This window comes from Acidimicrobiia bacterium (assembly GCA_036271555.1).
In the GTDB taxonomy this organism is placed as follows: Bacteria; Actinomycetota; Acidimicrobiia; order IMCC26256; family PALSA-610; genus DATBAK01.
The window spans coordinates 75,359-97,279 of sequence record DATBAK010000026.1 but is presented as its reverse complement, the minus strand read 5'-3'; the positions used below and the strand labels follow the sequence as shown (position 1 = coordinate 97,279).

Here is a 21,921-nt window from a genome sequence, read left to right as displayed (position 1 = left end):
CCATCGCCGTAGGCTGCCGCGGTGGCGAAGTCGATGCGCTCGCGATTGCGGGCGTCGGGTGATGCCCCGCTCGATTCGGCCACCGACCGCAAGCTCGGGCTGCGCGACAAGTCGACCACTGCGCCCCTCGCGCAGGCGCACGTCGACCGGCTCGCGCTGCTGCAGAACCACCTGTGGGGCGAGCGGCGCCGGAGCGTGCTGCTCGTGCTGCAGGGTCTCGACGCCGGCGGCAAGGACGGCACGATCCGTCACGTGTTCTCGGGTGTGAACCCGCAGGGCTGCCGGGTCGCGTCGTTCAAGGCACCGAACGACGTCGAGCGCGAGCACGACTTCCTGTGGCGCGTGCACCGCGTGTGCCCGCGCAAGGGCGAGATCGGGATCTTCAACCGGTCGCACTACGAGGACGTCGTCACCACCCACGTGCTCGGGCTCATCGACGACGACGAGCGCGGGGCGCGCTTCGGGATGATCAACGACTTCGAGCACCTGCTCGTGTCGCAGGGCACCGCGGTCGTGAAGGTCTTCCTGCACATCTCGAAGGCGGAGCAGCGGCGCCGCCTCCAGGCGCGCGTCGACGATCCCGAGAAGCGCTGGAAGTTCGATCGTGCCGACCTCGAAGCCCGTGAGCACTGGGACGAGTACCAGACCGCGTACGCCAAGGCGATCACCGCGACATCGACCGCCGCGGCGCCGTGGTACGTCGTGCCCGGCGATCACAAGTGGGTCCGCAACTTCGCGATCTCCTCGATCATGGTCGAGGTGCTGGAGGAGATGAAGCCGCAGCTCCCGCCCGAGCCGCCCGGCGTCGAGGGCACGGTGATCCCGTAGCTCCGGTCGCGCGCGGCGCTCCGCTCGCCGCGGCGCGGGGACCGGGTGCCGTACTGTCCCGACGATGAGCGCACCGTCACCCGAACAGATCCGCGCGACCGTCGGCGCCTATGTCGCCGCGTACAAGGCGAACGACCGCGACGCGCTGCTCGCGTGCTTCGCACCGACCGCCGAATGGACCGACCCGGTCGGCACCCCGACCCATCACGGTCACGACGGCGTCGGCGCGTTCTGGGACACCGCCCACTCGATGGCCGACTCGATCGAGCTGCGGCCGATCCACGTGCACGTGTGCGGCACCGAGGCGGCGCTCGTGATGGAGATCCACACAGTGGTCGGCGGAGCCGGGATGGTCATCGACGCGGTCGACGTCTTCTCGTTCGACGGTGACGGCCGGATTGTCACCGGCAAGGCCTACTGGGAGCTGGAGAAGGCTCGCCCGGCGTCGGCGTCGTGACGCCGGGAGCGGGTCTACGACTTTCCCGGGGGTCTCCGCGTCGGCCACAATAGATACGCGATGCACGTTGACTCCCGTGACTCCATCTCGCTGAAGCCGGCCGAGCTCGACGAGTTCGGATTGCTCCTCCAGTCAGCCGGCCTCCCTCTGAAGGACGAGCAGCTCGATCATCAGGTCGAGCATTTCCCGTTGGCCGTGCTGGTCACCGTCGACGGCGACCTCCAGTCGTTCATGTTCGGTTCGCTCGAGCGAATCGGGGGCACGCCCTCGATCCTCTGGGGCCTGGGCGCGAGCCGGAAGGGCAAGAACGCGGCCGCCGCGCTCAAGCTCATGACCGGTGAGCTCGCACGCCGCGCCGCGATCTCGTTTCCCGACGAGGACGTGCTCGTCGCGACGCGTCTCGCGCATCCCGCGGCGTACACGCTGCTGACGAGCTACACGAACGTCGTGCCGCGTCCCGCGTACAACCCGTCGGGCGAAGAGCGCGCGTGGGGTCGCAGGCTCGCGAAGCGCTTCGGCAACGAGGGTCAGTTCGACGACCGCACGTTCCGCATCAAGGTGCCCGGTCGTCGCCCGTCAGTCGTTCCGATCCTCGACGCCGCGCCGGTGAAGGCGACCGGCGGCGCGAAGGTCGTCGAGCTCGTCGGCAGTCACGAGCCGGCCAAGGGCGAGGCGATGATCGCCTTCGGTTGGGCCGTCGCCGAGGCCCTCGCCGACGGCAGCTTCACCGTCGTCGCGGTCTGAGCTCTCTGAGCTGTCTGAGCTCTCTGGTCGCACTCGCTTCGCTCGCCGCTCCCGACGCGGGATGGGAGCGGCGCGGGCGATCCGCGAAGCGAACCGCCCGGTCGGGTCAGCTCGTCACGCCCATCACCCGGTCGAGCTCGGCGCGGAGCGCGTCGGGTTCGGTGACCGGCGCGCGGCAGGCGAAGCGCTCGCACACGTAGGCCGCGGGTCGGCCGTCGACGAGGGGACGATCGGCGAGCAGCGGGCTGATCCGTGCGTCGTCGGCGCCGGGCGCGGCGACGAGCACGACCGCGGTCGGGAGGAGTCGACCCGTGACCGCGCGCCGGAGCGCGGTCGTCGCGGGGTCGTCGGGCGCGCCGACGATCGCGATCTCGAGCGGCGCGCTCACGCGCCGTTCGATCGCCTGGAGCAGCTCGCCGAACGCGACCGCGTGCTGTGACGCGAGCGGCGCGAGCGCGTCGACGACCTCGGCCGCGAGGGCTTCGTAGCGCGGCTCGCCGGTGAGCGCGGCGAGACGGAGCAGCGCGTGCGCGGCGAGCGAGTTCTCCGACGGCGTCGCGTTGTCCTCGTAATCCTTGGGCCGCACGATCAGCGCGGGCGCGTCCGAGCCGGTCGTGAAGAAGCCGCCGGCGTCATCGTGGAAGAGGTCGACGAGCGCGTCGGCGACCGCGATCGCGTCGGTCAGCCCGGCAGGGTCGTCGATCTCGGCGAGCGTGATCAGCGCGGCGAGCAGGGCGGCGTAGTCGTCCGCATACGCGAGATGACGGGCGCGGCCCTGACCTTCGAGCTCGGGCGCGGTCTCCTGCCACGAACGCAGGAGCCGGCCGTCGGCGCGGCGGAGGCTCGTCAGGAGGAAGCGCGTGGTCTCGCGCGCCGCGTCGATCCACTCGGGGCGGTCGAACGCGGCGCCGGCCTCGGCGAGCGCGCGCACCGCGAGCGCGTTCCAGGCGAGGAGAACCTTGTCGTCGAGTCCGGGGCGCACGCGTTGCTCGCGGTGCGCGAGGAGCGCGGCGCGGGCGCGCTGCACCGCGTCGGGCGGTTCCTCGTGCGGGTCGACGACGTGGAGGATGTTGCGGCCCTCGAAGTTCCCGCCGTCGGTCACGCCCCAGTAGCGGATCGCCTCCGCCGCGTCGTCGCCGCAGACCTCCTCGAGCTCCGCGCGCGACCACACGTAGAAGCGGCCTTCCTCGCCTTCGGAGTCGGCGTCCTCCGCGGACGCGAACCCGCCGCCGGGGCGGCGCAGGTCGCGCAGGAGGTACCCGATCGTCTCGTCGACGACGCGCGCGTACCGTGCCTCGCGCGTGATCAGCCAGCCCTGCGTGTACGCGCGCAGGAGCAGGGCGTTGTCGTAGAGCATCTTCTCGAAGTGGGGCACGAGCCAGTACGTGTCGGTCGAGTAGCGCGCGAAGCCGCCGCCGAGCTGGTCGTACATGCCGCCCGCAGCCATCGCGTCGAGCGTCGTCGTGATCATCTCGAGGCTCGCGAACGTCGGATCGACCGCGGCGCGGCCGCACAGGAACGCCAGTGCCATCGCGGGCGGGAACTTCGGTGCGCGCCCGAAGCCGCCGAATCGCGGATCGAAGCTCGCGCGCAAGCTCTCGACCGCGTTCGTGAGGACCGACGCGTCCGGCTCGCCCGTACTCTCCGGGACGATCGAGCGCGCGATCGCGCCCGAGATCTGATCTGCGGCGTCGAGCAACTCGTCGCGGCGCGTGCTCCACGCGTCCGAGACCGCATCGATGACGCGCGTGAAGCTCGGCATGCCGTGCCGCTCGACGGGCGGGAAGTAGGTGCCCGCGTAGAACGGCCGGCCGTCGGGAGTGAGCCACACGCTCATCGGCCAGCCGCCGCTGCCGGTCAGGGCCTGCACCGCCTGCATGTACACCGCGTCGACGTCGGGGCGTTCCTCGCGGTCGACCTTCACGTTCACGAAGCGGTCGTTCATGTGCGCCGCGATCGCGGGATCCTCGAACGATTCGTGCGCCATCACGTGACACCAGTGGCACGCGCTGTAGCCGATCGACAGGAAGATCGGGCGGTCGAGCTCGTGGGCCCGCGCCTGCGCCTCGTCGCCCCAGGGGTACCAGTCGACGGGGTTGTCGGCGTGCTGCCGGAGGTACGGGCTCGACTCCTGCGCGAGCCGGTTCATCGCCCCTCGGTGCCCGGTGTCGCGCCGAGCCGGTCGATGGCGATACCACGCGCCCAGCGGTAGTCGGGCTTCCCCGAAGGCGAGCGCACGATCTGATCGACTGCGACGACCTCGCGCGGGACCTTGTAGCCCGCGAGCTGACCGCGCAGCCGCTCGCGCAGCGCGTCGCGGTCGGGCTCGGTGCCGTCGCGTGTCTGCACGACGGCGACGACCCGCTCGCCGAAGCGCTCGTCCGGTACACCGACGACGACGGCATCGAACACTACGTCGAGCGCCTTCAACGCGGACTCGACTTCCTCCGGGTACACCTTCTCGCCACCGGTGTTGATCGACACCGAGCCGCGCCCGAGCAGCGTGATCGAGCCGTTGTCCTCGATGCGCGCGTGATCGCCGGGCACGGACCAGCGCACGCCGTCGACGGTCGGGAACGTTGCTGCGGTCTTCACCGGGTCCTTGTAATACCCGAGCGGGATGTGACCACGCCGCGCGAGGAGTCCGATGACGCCGGCGGGCAGCGGGTGCAGCTGCTCGTCGAGCACGGTGGTCTCGTCGTTCACGGTGAACGTCGGTGCCGGCGCGATCGGACCGCCGGCGACCGTGATGCTCTGGCCCTGGCCGCCGGTCTCCGATGCGCCGAAGCCGTCGACGACGAGCACGCCGGGCAGCCGCTCGACGAGTGCGCGCTTCAACGCGGGCGAGAGGATCGCGCCGCCCGAGAGGATGACGCGGAGCGACGAGAGGTCGATGTGCGACGCGTTCGGTGTCGCGTCGGAGTCGAGCGCATCGAGCAGCGGACGCGCGAACGCGTCGCCGACGATCACGAGGAAGCTCGCCTGCTCGCGCTCGATCAGGCCCCAGAGCTTCACGGGCACGAGCGTGTGCTCGGTCGGGATGACGACGCTGCCGCCGAGGAACAGCGTGGAGAACGCCATCCAGTGCGCGGTGCCGTGCATGAACGGGCACGCGGGCACGCAACGGGTGCGGGGAACGAGGCAGCGCTCGGCGATCTCCTCGGGCGTCGCCACCGGTGCGCCGCCACCGCCCGCGCCACCCATCGCGCCGAAGAAGACGTCCTGGTGGCGCCACATGACGCCCTTCGGCATCCCGGTCGTGCCACCGGTGTAGAGGATGTACAGGTCGTCGTTCGAGCGCGGCGCGAAGTCGCGCGCCGTGGGCTCGGCCGCGAGCGCGGCTTCGTACTCGACCGCGCCGAGCCCGTCCGTGGTCTCGAGGTCACCCGTGCCGTCGTCGACGCACACGAACGTCTCGAGCAACGGCAGCGACGCGCGGATCGCGTCGAGCTTCGGCGCGAACTCGGCGTGGAAGACGACGGCGCGCGCGTCGCAGTCGTTGAACAGGTAGCGCAGCTCGTCCTGGACGTAGCGGTAGTTGACGTTGATCGGCACCGCGCGGATCTTGAACGCGGCGAGCATCGTCTCGAGGTACTCGGTCGAGTTGTAGAGGTAGACCGCGACGTGATCGCCCGGGCCGATGCCGCGCGCCGCGAGCGCGTGCGCGAGTTGCGTCGCGCGGCGGTCGACATCGGCGAACGTGTAGCGACGAGTGCCATCGACGACGGCCGCGCTGTCCGGCACGGTGTCGGCGACACGTTCCCAGAGATCGGCCAGGTTGAACTGCATCCGTGCTCCGCTCGGACCGGTATGCGGTCCGCGGACCGTAGTGGCCGACCGCGCGAGCGGTCGATTCTCATGGTCGGGCTCGCAAGCTTCGCCCTTCTCGACGCCTCAGCCACGGGTCGGACGGGCCGAGGAGCGACCCGCCCGTTCTCGCGCGTCCGACGCGCGAGAACGCTCACACGCCAAGACGACGCAACGCGGCGTCGACGGGGGCGAAGGCGCGCGCCGCGAAAGCCTCGTGATCGGCGCACGTGGCGGCCTGTTCCCAGAGGTCGGCTTCGACGGGTGCGAGCTCGGCGCGGACGGCGGCGAGCGCGTCACCGTCGGTCTCGACGCGGTCCCGCAGCGCGGCAAATCGCTGCCACTGGCGCGCGTCGGCGAGCTCGGGTGCGACGAAGGGTGGGAACGCGGGCACGAACACGCTGACGCACGGGCTGCCGAGCGCGAACCAGGCGCGAACCGGTTCGTCGGGATCGACGGGGAGGTCGCAGACCATCGCGGCCGTGGTCGTGTCGGCGCCGCGCGTGTGCATGCACACCGTGATGCCCGCGAAGTCGTCGCCGATCTCGATCGGCGGCGCGTCGGCGTCGCGCGCGTCGGCTCCCGGCGCGCCCCAGGGTCGGCGCCCGTGATGCCGCAGCGTCGTGACGAGCTCGCGCGGTGTGGACGCCGAGCTCACGCAGGCGCGCGTCGCCGCGAGACGGTGGTCGGCGATGCCGGTCGGGATGCGTGGGCTGCGCCACGAGTCGATGTCGGTGCCCGGTGCGACGTCGTCGGACGCGACGGTCCAGTCGGTTCCGATGCTCACGCGGTTCGAGATCGAGTCGCCGGCCGCCGCGGGCCGGGCCGCGTAGCGCCGACCGCTCGTCTCCACGATCCACGCGCGCAGCGGATCGGCGATCAGGAACGACGACCAATACGGCGTGTCGCGGTCGGCCTCGCCGCTGCCCCCCTGACCGTGCTCCGCGAGCAGCGCCGTGAGTACCACCAACCCCTCGTCGGCGTCGCGCGCGCGATCGAGCACGAGCGCGACGAGGTCCATGCCGATCAACGCGGGCGGCTCGCCGCGCGGATCGTCGATCGTCCAGATCTTCTCGTTGCCGATCGCGACGCGATGCTCGTTCACGCCGTGCTCCGCCCCGCGCAGCCACGTGGGGCGCGACACGATCGCGGCCGCGCCGCCGGTGTCGGGGACGGTGACGTATTGCATGCGCAGTCCGCCCGCGCTCGAAGCCCGCCGGGCGCGGGACTCGACGACTTGGGGCTCGTCGAACGGCCGGTCCGAGCTCTTCGCGAACAGCATCCGGTCGGGCAGCCGGACGCAGAGCGTGTCGCACACGACGGACGCGGCCGGTTACGCGAGCTGCGCGGCGAGGTGCTTCGGCGTGAGCGGCTCGCCGGTCGCGCGCCGGATGAGCTCGTCCCAACGGACCGCGGCGCCGGGCCGGAAGATGCGGTCGCGCAGTGTGCGCCCGACGTCGGGCCGGTCGACGAGACCGCCGTGCTCGCGCCGCAGCATCGCCTCGACCTGCGACGCGACGAGCTCGCCGTACAGGTAGTTCTGGTAGTAGACGGGCGCGACCGCGAGGTGGATCTTGGCGGCCCAGTCGGGCCCGACGCGACCGGGCGGCCGGTGGACGAGCTGGAAGCGCTCGACGAGCTCCCACCAGCGGTTGTCGTGGTCGGCGTTCGGATCGGCGTAGAGCCCGCGCTCGAAGTTCGTCATCACGAGGACCCAGCGCGCGAACACCAGCAGCTGGGCGCGGCGCGCGTCGGCGAGGGCGCCCGCGCGCCGTTCGACCTCGGCGGGCGCGACACCCACGACGGTCGTGAGCCACTCCGGGTCGCGCGAGCGGCGACCGAACAACATCGCGACGCCCTCGGTGGTGAGGGAGTGCATCGTGCGCAGCGTCCACGGGAGCGTGCGGTCGACCTCGGCGAAATACGTGCCGTGACCGAACTCGTGCAGCAACGTCTCCATCCAGCGTTCGGACGGCGTGATGTTGCAGAGCACGCGCACGTCGCCCTCGCGGTCGATGTCGGTGCAGAAGGCGTGCTGGTTCTTGCGCTCGCGCGGGTAGAGGTCGCTGCGCGTGAGCACCGGCGCGACGTCGAGACCGAGGCCCTCGTAGCTGCGCACGACGAGCGCCTCGAGGTCGCGGCCTGCGAAGACCGCGTCGAGGTCGGCGAGCTCGCCGACCGGCGCGGTCTGGAAGAAGGGGTCGTCGTAGTGCCAGGGTGCGAGCTCGCGCACCGCGATACCGAAGCGATCGGCGAGCCGCACGTCGAGCTGCGACTTCCACGCGCGGAACGGCGCCGCGGTCGCATCGTCGACGGCGGTGAGGGTCGCGAAGAGGCGGTCCTCGTCGAGCTCCGACGTGCCCAGCGCGAGCGCGAAGTGGTCGCGCCATCCGAGGGCGCGGGCGGCTTCGTTCCGGCGCCGCGCGAGCTCGCGCAGGCGGTCGGCGACGGCGGCCCCGATCGTCTTCGACGCCTCCCACGCTCGCTCGCGGAGCCCGACGTCGTCGCTCGTCCGCAGGATCTCGGTGATCTCGTTGTCGTCGACCTGCTCGCCGTCGACCTCACCGCGGTGCTGTGCGAACTCGGACTCGACCGCCACCTGCAGGTCGACGATCGCGCGGCGCAGCTCCGACGGAACCTGGTTCGGTGCGAGCCAGTCGTGCACGACGTCGAGCTGGCGCGCGACGGTCGGGTCGAGCCCGGCTTGCGAGCGCGCGGCACGGACGGCACCGAACAGCTCGGGTTCCGCGAGCACGTCGGAGACCGCGAGGTCGGTCGTCTTGCGACGGGCCTCGGTCTCGTCGCGCGCGTCGACCGCGGCGTCCCACCACGCGGCTTCCGCCGCGACGACGAGCGGACGCAGCCGCTCCTCGATCTCGGTGACGAGCGGCGCGTCGCCGATGTTCATGCGGCTCCGACCTCCGGCGCTCGATCCGCACGGTGCGAAGGACATTCCGATCCCTCCGTGCCTGCGGTCTGCGCCGTGCTCATCGTGACGTTGCGACTACCGGAACCAGATGCGCTGGTAGCTGCGGCTCATCGGGTGCAGGAGCAACCCGAGGAGCGCGCCGCCGAAGATCAGGTCGATGAGCGGACCGAAGTTCGTGAGCGCACCGAAGCCCCACGCCCAGAGCAGCAAGCCGACGCTCACGATCGAGGCCGCGAGCGCGAGGCCGTACCCCCAGCGCTTGTCGTTGGCGATGCCGAAGCCGCCGACCACCATCGCGACGCACACGAGGTAGCCGCCGTAGACGCCGCCCAGGCCGATCAGGCTCAAGATGCCTTCGAGGTAGAGCAGGACCGTGGCCGTGACGAGGGTCTGGGGGTGACCCCGGTTGACCCACTGGTAGTCGTTCACGCCGCCATTCTGCCTCATGGTCATTCGCTCGCTTCGCGCACGCCTCAGGCCGCACGGGGGGTGCGAATGCTCACGCCTTCGCGGCCCGGGCGCGCAGCTGACCGCACGCAGCGTCGATCTCGGTGCCCCGGTTGCGACGGACGGTGGCCGTGATGCCGGTGTCCCGCAGTACGGTCGCGAACTCCTCGATGCGGACGCTCGAGGACGCGCGCCCGGCGAAGCCGCCGGTGCCGTTGAGCGGGATGAGGTTCACGTGCGCGCCGCCCGGAAATCCGCGCAGCCGCCCCGCGAGCGCCCGCGCCTGGTGCGGATGATCGTTGACGTCGTCGATGCACGCGTACTCGAACGTCACCCGGCGGCCGCGCGTGCGCGCATGGTCGCGCGCCGCGTCGAGCACGTCGGCGATCGGGTAGCGGCGGTTCAGCGGGACGAGCTCGTCGCGGAGCGCGTCGTCGGGTGCGTGGAGCGAGACCGCGAGCGTCACCGGCAGCGGACCGGCGGCGAGCGCACGCATGCCGGGGATCACGCCGACGGTCGACACCGTGATGTGGCGCGCGGACAGACCGAGGTCGCCGTGCAGACGATCGATCGAACGCAGCACCGCGTCGACGTTCGCGAGCGGCTCGCCCATACCCATGAAGACGACGTTGCTGACGCGCTGCGGTGACTCGTGCGCGGCCCGCACGACCTGCTCGACGATCTCGCCCGCGTCGAGGTGGCGCTCGAAGCCTGCCTGCCCGGTCGCGCAGAACGGGCACCCCATCGCGCACCCCGCCTGCGACGACACGCAGACGGTGGCGCGGTCGCGGTAGCCCATGAGCACGGTCTCGATCTGCGCGGGACGAGCTTCGGCGGTCGTCTGCCACAGCCACTTGCGCGTCGTGTCGCGATCCGCGCTCGTGACGAGCTGGGGTTCGAGCGCGAGGGGCAGCGCGGTCGCGACGCGGTCGCGCAACGATCTCGAGACGTTCGTGAGCGATTCGAGCGGTCGGCGCTGCGTCCAGAGCCCTTCCCAGACCTGCGTGGCGCGGTAGGCGGGCTCGCCGAAGCTCGCGACGAGCTCGTCGATGTCGGTGCGCGTCGCGCCGTAGCGGGTGGTCATCGGGCTGCGACCGTGCGCGCGTAGGCGCGGTCGGTGCGATGCACGGTGAAGCCGAGTGAGCGGTACAGCGCGAGCGCGGCCGCGTTCTCGGCCGCGACGAAGAGCATGCCGGTGGTGATGCCGCGCGCCGCGACGCGCGCGAGCCCCTCGACCGCGAGCGAGCGTCCGAGCCCGAGGCCCTGGTGCGCGGGGTCGACGCCGATGACGAAGATCTCGCCGATGCGCGGGTCGCGCCCGTCGGGCTCGTGGACCTTGAGCCAGTCGAAGCCGGCGAGGCCGGCGTCGTCCTCGGCGAGCAGGAACAGAGTCGGGTCGAACCACGGCTCGGCCATGCGCCGCTCGAGCGTGCTGCGCACCCACCCGCCCTGATCGGGGTGGTTCCCGAACGCGGCGTTGTTCACCGTGAGCCACGCGTCCTCGTCGTGGCCGGGCTCGAACGTGCGGACCGTGACCGAGTCGGGAAACCGCGCGGTTTCGGCGAGGGGGAGCGGGACGCGCATCTGGTACAGATCGCGCTGCGCTTCGAAGCCCTGCGCGACGAGGGCCGCGTCGTCGCCCGGGGTCGGGTCGAAGCGCCACACGACGACCTCGCCGCCGCCGCGTCCGGCGACGTGATCGGTCGCGGCGTCGAGCAGGCGCGCGACCGCGCCGTCGGCGGTCGACGGCGACGCGGCGAGTCCGAGCACCCAGTGCTGCGGCGCGAACGTGTCGCTGCGCGCGACGTGCAGATACGCGTCGGCGCGCCCGTCGTGGCGCGCGAGCAGCCCGACGGAATCAGCGCCCGGCGACGCGAGGTCGCGCCACACGGCCGCGCCGAGCGCGGGATGTCCGGTCGCTTCGTGTACTGCGTGATCGAGGGCTGCGATCGCGTCGCGGTCGTGCGGACCGGTGACGACGATCTCCGGTCCCGCCATGGACACGACGGTACCGCGGGCACGTACGCTGCCCGGTCGTGGCCCGTCCCCGTGGAGCGAAGTCGCGGGCCGAGATCGTGCGCGAGCGCCTCGCCGAGCTCTACCCCGACGTGCGGTGCGCGCTGGTGCACGAGAATCCGTTCGAGCTGCTCGTCGCGACGATCCTCTCGGCCCAGTCGACCGACGTGCGCGTGAACATGGAGACGCCCGCGCTGTTCGCGGAGTTCCCGGCGCCGGCCGACCTCGCGGTGGCCGATCCCGACCGGGTCGAGACGCTCATCCACGCGACCGGGTTCTTCCGCGCCAAGACGAAGAGCATCATCGGGATGGCCCAGGCCGTCGTCGAGCGCTTCGACGGTGAGGTGCCCACCGAGCTCGAAGACCTCGTGACGCTGCCCGGCGTCGGCCGCAAGACCGGCAATGTGGTGCGCTCGGTCGCCTTCGATCTTCCGGGACTGCCGGTCGACACGCACGTGACCCGCCTCTCGCACCGGCTGAAGCTCACGAACGAGAAGGATCCGGTGAAGATCGAGTTCGACCTCAACGCGCTCGTCGCGCCGGAGGAGCGGGGTCGCTATTCGCTGCGGCTCATCGAGCACGGTCGCCGCATCTGCGACGCGCGCAAGCCGAGATGCGACGAGTGCGTGCTCAACGACGTCTGCCCGTCGGCGTTCACGTTCGTGAAGAAAGCACCCGTGAAGAAGAAGACGGTCGCGAACAAGAAGAAGGCAGTGAAGCGCGCATGAGCATCGACCTGCGCGTCGCGCACACCGACGAGCTCGAGCGCTTCGCGCGATTGCGCGAGCAGGGCTACGCGATCCCCGTGAACCAGCGGTCGGGTTGGATCGAGCGCGTGTCGACGACGGGGCGCACCGAGCGGCTCGTCGGCGCGTTCGACGGCGATCGGCTCGTCGGCATGTTGAACGTGCTCGCGTTCGAGCAGTGGTTCGGCGGGCGCGCGGTGCCGATGGGCGGTGTCGCGTCGGTCGTCGTCGCGCCCGAGGAGCGCGGGCGGGGAATCGCGCCGCGGATGCTCGCGTTCGCGCTCACGCTCATGGCCGAGCGCGGCGAGGTCGTCAGCACGCTCGGTCCCGCGACGACTTGGGCGTACCGCAAGTGCGGCTGGGAGCTCGCCGGGCACTACGGCGTGGTGAGCGTCCGCACCGCGGATCTCGTCGGTCTCGCCGAAGGCTCGACGCGCGAGCGCCGCGCGACCACCGCGGACCGCGACGGCATGATCGCCGCGTACGACCGCGCCGCGCCGAGTCATCCCGGTTTCCTCGCGCGCCCGACCTGGTTGTGGGACGAGCGGCTGGAGGACGCCCCGAACCGCTTCACCTACGTCGTCGAGCGCGACGCGCGCATCGAGGGTTACGTCACCTACAACGAGAGCGCGGTGCCGCGCGGGATCAACGTGTGGGTCGACGATCTCGTCGGCACCGACGCCGACGCGCAGCGCACCTTGTGGCGGCACCTCGGCGCGCACCTCGCGCAGGCCGAGCACGTCACCGTCGCCGGAGTTCCGCTCGACGCGCTCGAGCACCTGCTGCCGGAGCAACGGATCAAGCCGCTCGGTCAGCAGGTCTGGATGACGCGCATCCTCGACGTCGTGGGCGCGATCGCGGCGCGCGGGTTCGCGCCGGCGGCGCGCGCCGACGTGAGCTTCCGGTTGCGCGATCCGTTCGCGCCGGGCAACGAGGGCAGTTGGCGATTGATCGTCGAGGACGGTCGCGGACGCATCGAGCCGGCTGCGACCGAGCCCGACGCGGTGCTCACCGTCAACGGCCTGGGCGCCCTCTACACGGGGTGGTCGTCGAGCGCGGTGTTGCTCGACTCGGGGATGGCGCAAGGCCTGTCGGCCGCCGAGGCCATCACGCTGGACGCCGTCTTCTCGGGCCGCCGGCCCGTCATGTCCGACGACTTCTAGATCTGGTCGGGCTCGCGAGCTTCGCCCTCCGCAACGCAGGATGGGAGCAACCGTGGCCGCCCTGCTCGCGTCGCGCGCGGGCTCAGCCACTCACGGCCGAACGCGACGATGCTCCTCACGCGGCCGGATCTTGGCCGGGACGCATCAGCTGTTGATCGACCGCATGGCGCGCTCGAGGGCGCGGCGAGCGTTGAGGAGCGCGCGCTCGGCCGCGTAGAGCTCGGCGGCGATCGCGGAGTCGGGTGTCGAGCCGTACGACTCCGCGAGCGTGGTGACGCGTTTCGAGATGTCCTCGACCTGCGCGGAGATGCTCGAGAGGAGAGCGCTGTCGGAGCCGGGCATGGCGACAGCGTGCCAGACCCGGCCGCGCCGCCTCGCCCGCCAAGGGGTGCAAAGCGGACCGGGGGTGGGGTAGGGGTCGCGTAGGCTCGCGGGCTGTCATGCTGACGCGACTCGACCTCCGCGGCTACGAAGGCGACCTGGCCGAGGCGATTCCCCGCCCGGCGGGCGCGGAGCCGGATGTCGTCGACGCGGTGCGCGAGATCATCACCGCGGTCCGCGAGCGCGGCGACGAGGCGCTCCGCGAGCTGACGCAACGCTTCGACGGCTGCGTGCTCGTCGACGACCTGCGCGTCCCCGAGCTCGAGATCGAGCGCGCGCTCGACCGCATCGACCCGGACCTGCGCGCCGCGCTCGAGTTCGCGGGCGACCAGATCCTCGCCTACCACGAGTCGCAGCGCGAGAGCGACGGCAAGCACGAGCGCCACGGTGTGCACGTGCGCGATGTCGTCGTGCCCGTCGAGCGCGCGGGCTTGTACGTGCCCGGTGGTCGCGCGGCATACCCGTCGACCGTGCTGATGACCGCGATCCCCGCACGCATCGCGGGGGTGCCCGAGGTGGTGCTCTGCGTGCCGCCCGACGGCGACACCGGCCTGCCGCCCGACGCGACGCTCGCGGCGGCCGCGCTCGCCGATGTCGACGAGGTGTACCGGATCGGCGGCGCGCAGGCGATCGCGGCGATGGCCTATGGGACCGAATCGGTCGCCGCGGTCGACGTGATCGTCGGGCCCGGCAACCGTTACGTCACCACCGCGAAGCGCGAGGTGCAGGGCGTCGTCGGGATCGATTCGCTCGCGGCGGAGTCCGAGCTCGCGGTGATCGGCGACGGCTCGACGAATCCCGAGTGGGTCGCGGCCGACCTGCTCGCGCAGGCCGAGCACGGTCCGGGGGGCGTCGCGGTCGTCATCACCTGGAACGAGGCGTTCGCCGACGCGGTCGACGCCGCGCTGGTGCGCCGGCTCGAGCGGACGACCCGCCGGGCCGAGGCCGCGGCGACCTTGTTCTCGGGCGGACGGATGATCCTCGTCGACGAGGCGACCGACGCGATCGCGGTCGCGAACGTGATCGCACCCGAGCACCTCCAGCTGATGAACGCGGATCCCGAGATGCTCGTGCCCGAGGTGCGCAACGCCGGTGCGGTCTTCTGCGGGCCGTACGCGCCCGCGGTGATCGGCGACTACGTCGCCGGCACGAACCACGTGCTCCCGACCAACGGCACCGCGCGCTTCGCGAGCGCGCTGCGCGTGTCGAGCTTCCAGAAGCACATTCACGTCGTGAGCCTCGACCGCGCCGCGCTCGACCGCGTCGGCCCGTACGTCACGACGCTCGCCGCGAGCGAAGGCCTCGACGCGCACGCGCAGACCATCGAGGTCCGCCGGCGCGAGGACCCCTCGTGAACGCGCCGCGCCCGCAGCCGCGCGACGACCTCCGCGCGCTCGAGGGCTACCACTCGGCCCAGGTCGAGGTGCCGGTGCGGCTCAACACGAACGAGAGTCCCTTCCCGCCGCCCGCCGAGTTCCTGCAGGAATGGCTGGCCGCGATGGGCGACGCGTCGTACCACCGCTATCCGGATCGTGAAGCGGGCGAGTTGCGCGCCGGGCTCGCGCAGTTGCTCGGCCAGCCCGCGGCACGCATCTTTCCGGCCAACGGCAGCAACGAGGTCTTGCAGACGCTCCTGCTCACCTACGCGGGGCCGGGGCGGCGCGCGCTGCTCTTCGAGCCGACGTACGCGCTGCACGCACACCTCGCGCGCATCACCGCGACCGAGGTCGTCGAAGGCGAGCGCGACGACGACCTGGCCATCGACGTCGACGCCGCGTCGGAGCTGATCGCGCGCCACCGGCCCGCGGTGACGTTCGTCTGCAGCCCGAACAACCCGACGGGCAGGGTCGAGCGCCGCGAGGTCGTGCAAGGACTGCTCGATCAGGTCGCCGCCGTCGGCGGCCTGCTCGTCGTCGACGAGGCGTACGGCGAGTTCTCGTCGTGGAGCGCGCTCGAACTGGTCGACGACTCGGTGCCGCTCGTCGTGGCGCGCACGTACTCGAAGGTGTGGTCGCTCGCGGGGGTGCGGCTCGGCTTCGCGGTCGCGCCCGAATGGCTCGTCGCCGAGCTCGACAAGGTCGTGCTGCCGTACCACCTCTCGATCCCGACGCAGCTCGCCGGCACGCTCGCACTCGCGCACCGCGACGACATGGAACGGCGCGTCGCGACGCTCGTCGAGGAGCGCGGTCGCCTCGACGCCGCGCTGTCGGAGCTCGACGGCGTGAGCGTGTTCGCGTCGGGCGCGAACTTCCTGCTGTTCCGTGTGCACGGCGACGGCGCGGCGGTGTGGAAGGCGCTCGTCGCGCGTGGCGTCCTCGTGCGCGACTTCTCACGCTGGCCGCGGCTCGACGAGTGCCTGCGCGTCACCGTCGGCACTCCCGCCGAGAACGACGCGTTCCTCGCCGCGCTGCAGAGCGCCTTGCAGGAGGTTCTGTGACTCGCGCATCCCGGCAGGAACGCACGACTGCGGAGACCAGCGTCGCGGTCGACCTCGTGGTCGACGGCGACGGCCGCATCGAGGTCGAGACCGGCATCCCGTTCTTCGACCACATGCTGAGTCAGCTCGGCAAGCACGGCAGCTTCGACCTCACCGTGAAGGCAAAGGGCGACCTCGACGTCGACCTGCACCACACCGTCGAGGACGTCGGCATCACGCTCGGCACCGCACTGCGCGAGGCGCTCGGTGACAAGGCGGGCGTGCGGCGTTTCGCCAATGCGCTCGTGCCCCTCGACGAGGCGCTCGTGCAGGTCGCGCTCGACCTGTCGGGGCGGCCCTTCCTCGCGTACGACGTCGACCCGGTCGCGGAGTGGATCGGCACGTTCGATCCGCAGCTCTGCGAGGAGTTCTGGAAGGGCTTCGTCGACGGCGCGCGCGTCACCCTGCACGTGCGCTCGGTGAGCGGGAAGAACGGGCATCACGTGATCGAGGCCTCTTTCAAGGGGGTCGCCCGCGCGCTGCGCGACGCGGTGCGCGTCGAAGGCTCCGGCATCCCTTCCACGAAAGGCATGCTCTGAGCGGTCTGGTCGTTCTCGCTTCGCTCGCCGCTCCTGACGCCTCAGCCGCCCGCTCCACGGCCGCGGGAGCGTCGTCTTGAGCGGTGTCGTCGCGGTCCTCGACTACGGGATCGGCAACCTGCGTTCGGCCGAGAAGGCCCTCGCGCACCTCGGCGCGCCCGTGGTGCTCACGCGCGACGCGGGGCTGATCCGCGACGCGTCCGGTGTCGTGCTGCCCGGCGTCGGCCACTTCGGTGCCTGCATGCGCGCACTGCACGACGCGGGACTGCACGACCTCGCGGTCGAGGCCGCGCACTCGGGGCGCCCGTTCCTCGGCGTGTGCATCGGCATGCAGATGCTGTTCGAGGGCAGCGACGAGGCGCCCGGCGTGTCGGGGCTGGCCGTGTTGCCCGGACGGGTCACGAGGCTGCCGGCGACCGTGAAGCTGCCGCAGATCGGTTGGAACACGATCGAGCGCGTGGCGAGCTCGGCGCTCGTCGCGGGGCTCACCGATCCCGCGTGGCTCTACTTCGTGCACTCGTACGCGCCCGAGACCGACGACGACATCGTTGCCGCGTGGGCGCAGCACGGACGGCGGTTCGTGGCCGCGGTCGAGCGCGCCAACGTGTGGGCGACGCAGTTCCACCCGGAGAAGAGCGGCGCCGCCGGCCTGCAATTGCTGGGCAACTTCGTCGCGCGCTGCCGTGCCGACGAGGCCGTGACCCGCTGATGGACCTGTTCCCGGCGATCGATCTGCTCGACGGACGCTGTGTCCGGCTCGAGCAGGGTGACTACGCGCGCGAGACCGTCTACGACGAGAACCCGGTCACGGTCGCGCGTCGCTACGAGGACGCGGGTGCGCGTTGGATCCACGTCGTCGACCTCGAGGCCGCGCGCACCGGCGTCGCCGCGAACCTCGCCGTCATCGAGGCGATCTGCGCAGCGGTCTCGTGCAAGGTGCAGACCGGGGGCGGTGTGCGCAGCGTCGCCGCGGCCGGCGACCGGCTCGCGGCCGGCGCGGCGCGCGTCGTCGTCGGCACCGCGGCCGTCGAGCATCCCGACGTCGTCACCGAGCTCACGACGCTCCATCCCGGCCGGGTCGCGGTCGGGATCGACGCACGCGGGCGCGAGGTCGCGATCCGCGGCTGGCAGCAGGGGACGGGTGTCGACCTGTTGGAGACGGCTGCACGCTTCGCGGATGCCGGAGTGAGCGCGGTCGTCGTCACCGAGATCTCGCGCGACGGCATGTTCACCGGCCCCGACCTCGACGCGTACACGGCGCTGCTCGGCGTGCTCGGCGCCACGCCGTTGGTCGCGAGCGGAGGGGTCGGCACGGTCGACGACCTCGTCGCGCTGCGGTCGTTGGAGGTCGAAGGGCGTTCGCTCGCGGGCGCGATCGTCGGGCGCGCGCTCTACGAAGGACGCGTCGACATCGAGGAGGCGATCGCGGCGTGCTCGCAACCCGCGTGATCCCGTGCCTCGACGTCGACGCGGGGCGCGTCGTCAAGGGGGTGCAGTTCGTCGAGATCCGCGACGCCGGTGATCCGGTCGAGCTCGCGGCGCGCTACGACGCGGAAGGCGCCGACGAGCTCGTGTTCCTCGACATCACCGCGTCCTCCGACGCGCGCGACACGATGGTCCACGTCGTGGAGCGTGTCGCCGACCAGGTGTTCATCCCGTTCACCGTCGGCGGCGGCATCCGTACCGTCGACGACGTGCGCGCCATGCTGCGCGCGGGGGCCGACAAGGTGTCGCTGAACACCGCCGCGGTCGCGGATCCCGAGTTGGTCCGGCGTTCGTCCGACGAGTTCGGCGCGCAGTGCATCGTGGTGGCGATCGACGCGCGCCGGCGCGCGAGCGAAGGCGGCTGGGACGTCGTGACGCACGGAGGACGCACGCCGACCGGACGCGACGTCGTCGAGTGGGCGCGCGAAGTGTGCGCGCTCGGCGCGGGCGAGATCCTGTTGACGTCGATGGATCGCGACGGAACGCAGGCGGGCTACGACCTCGAGCTGTTGCGCGCGGTCGGCGCCGCGGTGCCCGTGCCCGTGATCGCGAGTGGGGGAGTCGGCACGCTCGAGCACATGTACACCGCGGTCGCCGAGGGTGGTGCGGACGCGGTGCTCGCGGCGTCGATCTTCCACTTCGGCACGTATCGCATTCGCGAGGCGAAGCAATACCTCACCGATCGCGGGGTGACGGTCCGGCCGTGACCAGGGGCGTTCCCGAAGCGGGGGCGACCTTGAGAAGCGGTGGACGACAACGTCCCCCGACCGGGGTAGCGTTTTCGGAACGCCATGGTGGTGGCGTACGAGCGAGGGGGTTGCATGCCCGAGACCCACGGTTTTGGCGAGCAGTTCTTCCGGCGCTACCGAGAGCTGCTCGACGCCGAGGATTGCGCGTTCGACGAGCTCGAGCACGCATACGAGGACGGTGACCGAGCGCACTTCGAGCTCGACCTCGCCGCCTGGCATGGAGCGCTCGAGCGGCGCCACGTGTTCCTCAACCGGAACGGCGTCGCGGCACCGGATCTCACGGCGTCGACGACGGCGCTGAGTCTCGGCACCCTCGGCTGACCCGACCGATCTCCTCGGTCATCCCGACGCACCGGCCACCGCGTCCACGAACGCGGCCGCGTGCGCGACGACGCGGTCGGTCCGACCCACGAAGAAGTGACTCGCGCCGCCGACGATGTCGGCGCGCGTGTTGCGCCAACTGCCGACCTCGCCGACGACATCGTCCGCGGCGCGGAACTCGTCGTGTTGCGCGAGCACCAGCTGCTTCGGGCGCGGGTCGTCGCTGACACGCTCGAGGTCGCGCACGAACCGCAAGGGGCACGCGATCGCGAGCCATCCGGTGATCGCGTCGTCCGAGCAGGAGAGCGCGACGTCGGCGCCGAACGACCAGCCCGCGAGGATCAGGGGCGCGCCTGCGGGCAGCGAGGTGCCAAGCGCCGCGATCGCCGCCTGCGCGTCGAGTCGTTCGAGGTCGCCCTCGGAATAGGAGCCGGCGCTGCCCTCGACCCCTCGGAAGTTGAAACGCACGCACTCGACCCCCGCCGCCGGCATCGCCTCGAACAGCGCGCTGATCACGATCGAGCGCATCGTGCCGCCGAACTGGGGATGCGGATGGCAGAGCACCATCCCGGCGCGTACCGACGCCGCGGCCGGGCGCGCGTGCTCGGCTTCGAGCACCACGCCGTCGGCGGTGGTGAGCGAGATGGCCTCCGCCACGACTACGCGTCGATGCCGAGCGTCGTGAGCACGAACGCGAGCGTGAACGCCTCTTCGTGCCACGCGTCGTAGCGACCCGACGGTCCGCCGTGGCCCGAGCCGAGGTCGGTGCGCAGCAGGATGCGTGGGCTCGACACCGTCACGCGCAGCTTGGCGACCCACTTCGCGGGTTCCCAGTACTGCACGCGCGGGTCGTTGAAGCCCGCGGTCACGAGCAGTTGCGGATACGGCTTCGCGGCGACGTTGTCGTACGGCGAGTACGACTTCATCACCTCGTAGTGCGCGACGTTCTGCGGGTTGCCCCACTCCTCCCACTCCGGAACCGTGAGCGGGATCGACGCGTCCTGCATCGTCGTGACGACGTCGACGAACGGCACCTCGGCGACGACGCCCTCGAACAGATCGGGTCGCAGGTTGGTGATCGCGCCCATGAGCAGGCCACCCGCGGAGCGACCGCGCGCGACGATCCGCTTGGGCGCGGTGACGTTCGTCTCGACGAGGAACTCCGCGCACGCGATGAAGTCGGTGAACGTGTTCGGCTTCTGCTCGAGCTTGCCGTGGTCGTACCAGTCGCGACCCATCTCACCGCCGCCCCGCACGTGCGCGATCGCGAACACGATCCCGCGATCGAGCAACGGAAGCCGGGTGACGCGGAAGTCGGGATCGATCGACGCTTCGTACGCGCCGTAGCCGTAGAGCAGCACGGGCACGTTGCCGTCGAGCTCGAGGTCGCGCCGGTGCGCGATCGACATCGGGATCTCGGTGCCGTCGCTCGCCTTGGCCCACAGCCGGCGCGACACGTATTGCGACGCGTCGAAGTCTCCCGGCACGGGCATCTGCTTCACGAGCGTGCGCGCGCGCGTCTCGAGGTCGTAGTCGAAGTCGGTGGTCGGGGTGACGAGCGACGCGAACCCGTAGCGGATCGTCGTCGTGTCGAACTCGGGGTTCGGCCCGAGCCACACACTCGCCGCCTCCTCGGGCACCTCGACCGTGTGCTCGGCGCCGTCGGTGAGTCGGCGCACGCGGAGCCGCTGCCCACCGTCGGCGCGCTCGGAGATCACGAGGTGCTCCGCGAACGCGGCGACGCGCTCGATGCGCACGTGCGGACGGTGGGGGACGACCTCGGTCCAGCTCGCAAGGTCGGGATCGGCGGACGACGCGGCGACGACCTTGAAGTTCTGCGCGCCGTCGGCGTTGGTGACGATATAGAAGCGATCGTCGACCTCGTTGCCCCAGTGCTCGACGAAGTACTCGACTCCGTCGCGTCTGGGAGCGACGACACGCGCCGCGGTCTCGGGTGCGGCCGTCGGCACGAACCACGCCTCGGCCGTCGTGCGCGAGACCGAGTGGATCAACACGTAGCGCCCGCTGCGCGCCCGGCCGAGGTAGACGTCGAAGCGCTCGTCGTCGTCGCGGAACACGAGCGTGTCTTCTGACGGGTCGCTGCCGAGTGTGTGCCGCCAGACGGTGTACGGACGCATCGCGGTGTCGGGCCGCACGTAGAAGATCGTGCGGCTGTCGTCGGCCCATGCGAGGCCGTAGTACACGTCGGGCACGACGTCGTCGAGGTCGCGACCCGTCGCCATGGCGCGGAAACGCAACTCGTAGCGCTCGCCACCGTTCGTGTCGACGGTGTACGCGGCGATCGCGTGCGTCGGGTCGAGCTCGAGATCGCCGACCTCCATGAAGGTGTGGCCGACGGCGAGCGCGTTCACGTCGAGCACGACCTGCTCGTCGCCGCCACCGCGTGGCCGGCGGCAGTGGATCGCGTACTGACTGCCCTCGACGGTGCGGTGGTAGTACTCGAACGGTCCGTGCGGAACCGGAGCCGACGAGTCGGTCTGCTGCACGCGTGACGCGATCTCGCCGTAGATGCGATCCTGCAGCGCCGCCGTCGGACGCATCACTGCGTCGGTGTAGGCGTTCTCGGCTTCGAGGTACGCGCGCACGTCGGGGTTGGCGCGCTCGCGCAGCCAGAACCAGTCGTCGATGCGTTCGTCTCCGTGGGCTCGGAGGACGTTCGGGATGCGCGGGGCGACGGGAGCGGTGGGGTCCGGCATGGTCGGCGAGTCTCGCGCAGCGGCCGTGCGCGGGCGCGCGAATCGGCGGCGGGTTCCCACAGGACGTGCGGGTCCCTCTGCGGGCCGCCGGGGCCGAAGCCCGAGGCGTCAGCAGC

The 21,921-nt window shown here is 71.4% G+C and carries 22 protein-coding genes; 12 read left to right on the top strand and 10 right to left on the bottom strand.

The genetic code is table 11. The annotated features are described in order from the left end of the window. Positions 1 to 21 precede the first annotated feature (21 nt). From VH914_07960 to VH914_07950, 3 genes are all read left to right on the top strand, one after another. Positions 22 to 828, top strand: coding sequence for a PPK2 family polyphosphate kinase (locus VH914_07960; GenBank protein ID HEX4491123.1), 807 nt, complete (start codon positions 22 to 24; stop codon positions 826 to 828). A 64-nt stretch (positions 829 to 892) separates the two neighbouring features. Then, positions 893 to 1,285 carry a nuclear transport factor 2 family protein gene (locus tag VH914_07955; protein ID HEX4491122.1) on the top strand — a complete coding sequence of 131 codons (393 nt, stop codon included), beginning with the start codon at positions 893 to 895 and terminating at the stop codon, positions 1,283 to 1,285. 60 nt (positions 1,286 to 1,345) lie between these two features. Continuing rightward, on the top strand, positions 1,346 to 2,029 hold the full coding sequence (locus VH914_07950) for a hypothetical protein (protein HEX4491121.1): 684 nt from the start codon (positions 1,346 to 1,348) through the stop codon (positions 2,027 to 2,029). Between the two features lie 106 nt (positions 2,030 to 2,135). Here VH914_07950 and VH914_07945 read toward each other — a convergent pair whose 3' ends face one another. The 7 genes from VH914_07945 to mshD all read right to left on the bottom strand — a co-directional run bounded on the left by VH914_07945 (position 2,136) and on the right by mshD (position 11,210). Next, complete coding sequence (locus tag VH914_07945; protein ID HEX4491120.1) at positions 2,136 to 4,178, bottom strand: thioredoxin domain-containing protein; 2,043 nt, start codon at positions 4,176 to 4,178, stop codon at positions 2,136 to 2,138. Beyond that, positions 4,175 to 5,818, bottom strand: a complete 1,644-nt coding sequence (locus VH914_07940) for an acyl-CoA synthetase (GenBank protein ID HEX4491119.1) — start codon at positions 5,816 to 5,818, stop codon at positions 4,175 to 4,177. The genes VH914_07945 and VH914_07940 overlap by 4 nt, the downstream gene beginning before the upstream one ends. Positions 5,819 to 5,990: 172 nt before the next feature. After that, a complete protein-coding gene (locus VH914_07935; GenBank protein ID HEX4491118.1) occupies positions 5,991 to 7,154 on the bottom strand; it encodes a hypothetical protein in 1,164 nt (387 codons plus the stop codon). Between the two features lie 15 nt (positions 7,155 to 7,169). After that, positions 7,170 to 8,744: a peptidase M3A and M3B thimet/oligopeptidase F gene (locus VH914_07930; protein ID HEX4491117.1), complete on the bottom strand. Its 1,575-nt coding sequence runs from the start codon at positions 8,742 to 8,744 to the stop codon at positions 7,170 to 7,172. A gap of 96 nt (positions 8,745 to 8,840) precedes the next feature. After that, positions 8,841 to 9,194, bottom strand: a complete 354-nt coding sequence (locus tag VH914_07925; GenBank protein ID HEX4491116.1) for a hypothetical protein — start codon at positions 9,192 to 9,194, stop codon at positions 8,841 to 8,843. A gap of 70 nt (positions 9,195 to 9,264) precedes the next feature. After that, positions 9,265 to 10,296 carry a 23S rRNA (adenine(2503)-C(2))-methyltransferase RlmN gene (gene rlmN, locus VH914_07920; GenBank protein ID HEX4491115.1) on the bottom strand — a complete coding sequence of 344 codons (1,032 nt, stop codon included), beginning with the start codon at positions 10,294 to 10,296 and terminating at the stop codon, positions 9,265 to 9,267. Further along, the gene (mshD, locus tag VH914_07915) at positions 10,293 to 11,210 is read right to left on the bottom strand and encodes a mycothiol synthase (protein HEX4491114.1); all 918 of its coding nucleotides are present in this window, start codon (positions 11,208 to 11,210) and stop codon (positions 10,293 to 10,295) included. Before mshD ends, rlmN begins: the two co-directional genes overlap by 4 nt. Before the next feature lie 38 nt (positions 11,211 to 11,248). Between mshD and nth the strand changes: the two genes are divergently transcribed. Both nth and VH914_07905 read left to right on the top strand, forming a co-directional pair. Then, positions 11,249 to 11,956, top strand: coding sequence for an endonuclease III (nth, locus tag VH914_07910; protein HEX4491113.1), 708 nt, complete (start codon positions 11,249 to 11,251; stop codon positions 11,954 to 11,956). Continuing rightward, positions 11,953 to 13,137 carry a GNAT family N-acetyltransferase gene (locus tag VH914_07905; GenBank protein HEX4491112.1) on the top strand — a complete coding sequence of 395 codons (1,185 nt, stop codon included), beginning with the start codon at positions 11,953 to 11,955 and terminating at the stop codon, positions 13,135 to 13,137. The genes nth and VH914_07905 overlap by 4 nt, the downstream gene beginning before the upstream one ends. A gap of 144 nt (positions 13,138 to 13,281) precedes the next feature. Here the strand turns inward: VH914_07905 and VH914_07900 are convergent, their stop codons facing one another. Further along, positions 13,282 to 13,479, bottom strand: coding sequence for a hypothetical protein (locus tag VH914_07900; protein ID HEX4491111.1), 198 nt, complete (start codon positions 13,477 to 13,479; stop codon positions 13,282 to 13,284). Between the two features lie 98 nt (positions 13,480 to 13,577). Between VH914_07900 and hisD the strand changes: the two genes are divergently transcribed. The 7 genes from hisD (at position 13,578) to VH914_07865 (ending at position 19,088) form a co-directional block, all read left to right on the top strand. Then, on the top strand, positions 13,578 to 14,873 hold the full coding sequence (hisD, locus tag VH914_07895) for a histidinol dehydrogenase (GenBank protein HEX4491110.1): 1,296 nt from the start codon (positions 13,578 to 13,580) through the stop codon (positions 14,871 to 14,873). Beyond that, positions 14,870 to 15,955: a histidinol-phosphate transaminase gene (gene hisC, locus VH914_07890; protein ID HEX4491109.1), complete on the top strand. Its 1,086-nt coding sequence runs from the start codon at positions 14,870 to 14,872 to the stop codon at positions 15,953 to 15,955. Before hisD ends, hisC begins: the two co-directional genes overlap by 4 nt. Then, entirely contained in the window at positions 15,952 to 16,533 is a 582-nt protein-coding gene (gene hisB, locus VH914_07885; protein ID HEX4491108.1) for an imidazoleglycerol-phosphate dehydratase HisB, read from the top strand. The genes hisC and hisB overlap by 4 nt, the downstream gene beginning before the upstream one ends. A 76-nt stretch (positions 16,534 to 16,609) precedes the next feature. Further along, on the top strand, positions 16,610 to 17,242 hold the full coding sequence (hisH, locus tag VH914_07880) for an imidazole glycerol phosphate synthase subunit HisH (GenBank protein HEX4491107.1): 633 nt from the start codon (positions 16,610 to 16,612) through the stop codon (positions 17,240 to 17,242). Continuing rightward, the gene (gene hisA, locus VH914_07875) at positions 17,242 to 17,982 is read left to right on the top strand and encodes a 1-(5-phosphoribosyl)-5-[(5-phosphoribosylamino)methylideneamino]imidazole-4-carboxamide isomerase (GenBank protein HEX4491106.1); all 741 of its coding nucleotides are present in this window, start codon (positions 17,242 to 17,244) and stop codon (positions 17,980 to 17,982) included. The genes hisH and hisA overlap by 1 nt, the downstream gene beginning before the upstream one ends. After that, the gene (gene hisF / locus VH914_07870) at positions 17,964 to 18,725 is read left to right on the top strand and encodes an imidazole glycerol phosphate synthase subunit HisF (GenBank protein HEX4491105.1); all 762 of its coding nucleotides are present in this window, start codon (positions 17,964 to 17,966) and stop codon (positions 18,723 to 18,725) included. Before hisA ends, hisF begins: the two co-directional genes overlap by 19 nt. A 114-nt stretch (positions 18,726 to 18,839) precedes the next feature. Further along, positions 18,840 to 19,088, top strand: coding sequence for a hypothetical protein (locus VH914_07865; GenBank protein HEX4491104.1), 249 nt, complete (start codon positions 18,840 to 18,842; stop codon positions 19,086 to 19,088). Between the two features lie 18 nt (positions 19,089 to 19,106). Here VH914_07865 and VH914_07860 read toward each other — a convergent pair whose 3' ends face one another. Continuing rightward, positions 19,107 to 19,745, bottom strand: a complete 639-nt coding sequence (locus VH914_07860; protein ID HEX4491103.1) for a hypothetical protein — start codon at positions 19,743 to 19,745, stop codon at positions 19,107 to 19,109. A gap of 2 nt (positions 19,746 to 19,747) precedes the next feature. Continuing rightward, positions 19,748 to 21,805: a S9 family peptidase gene (locus VH914_07855; protein ID HEX4491102.1), complete on the bottom strand. Its 2,058-nt coding sequence runs from the start codon at positions 21,803 to 21,805 to the stop codon at positions 19,748 to 19,750. Positions 21,806 to 21,921 lie beyond the last annotated feature (116 nt).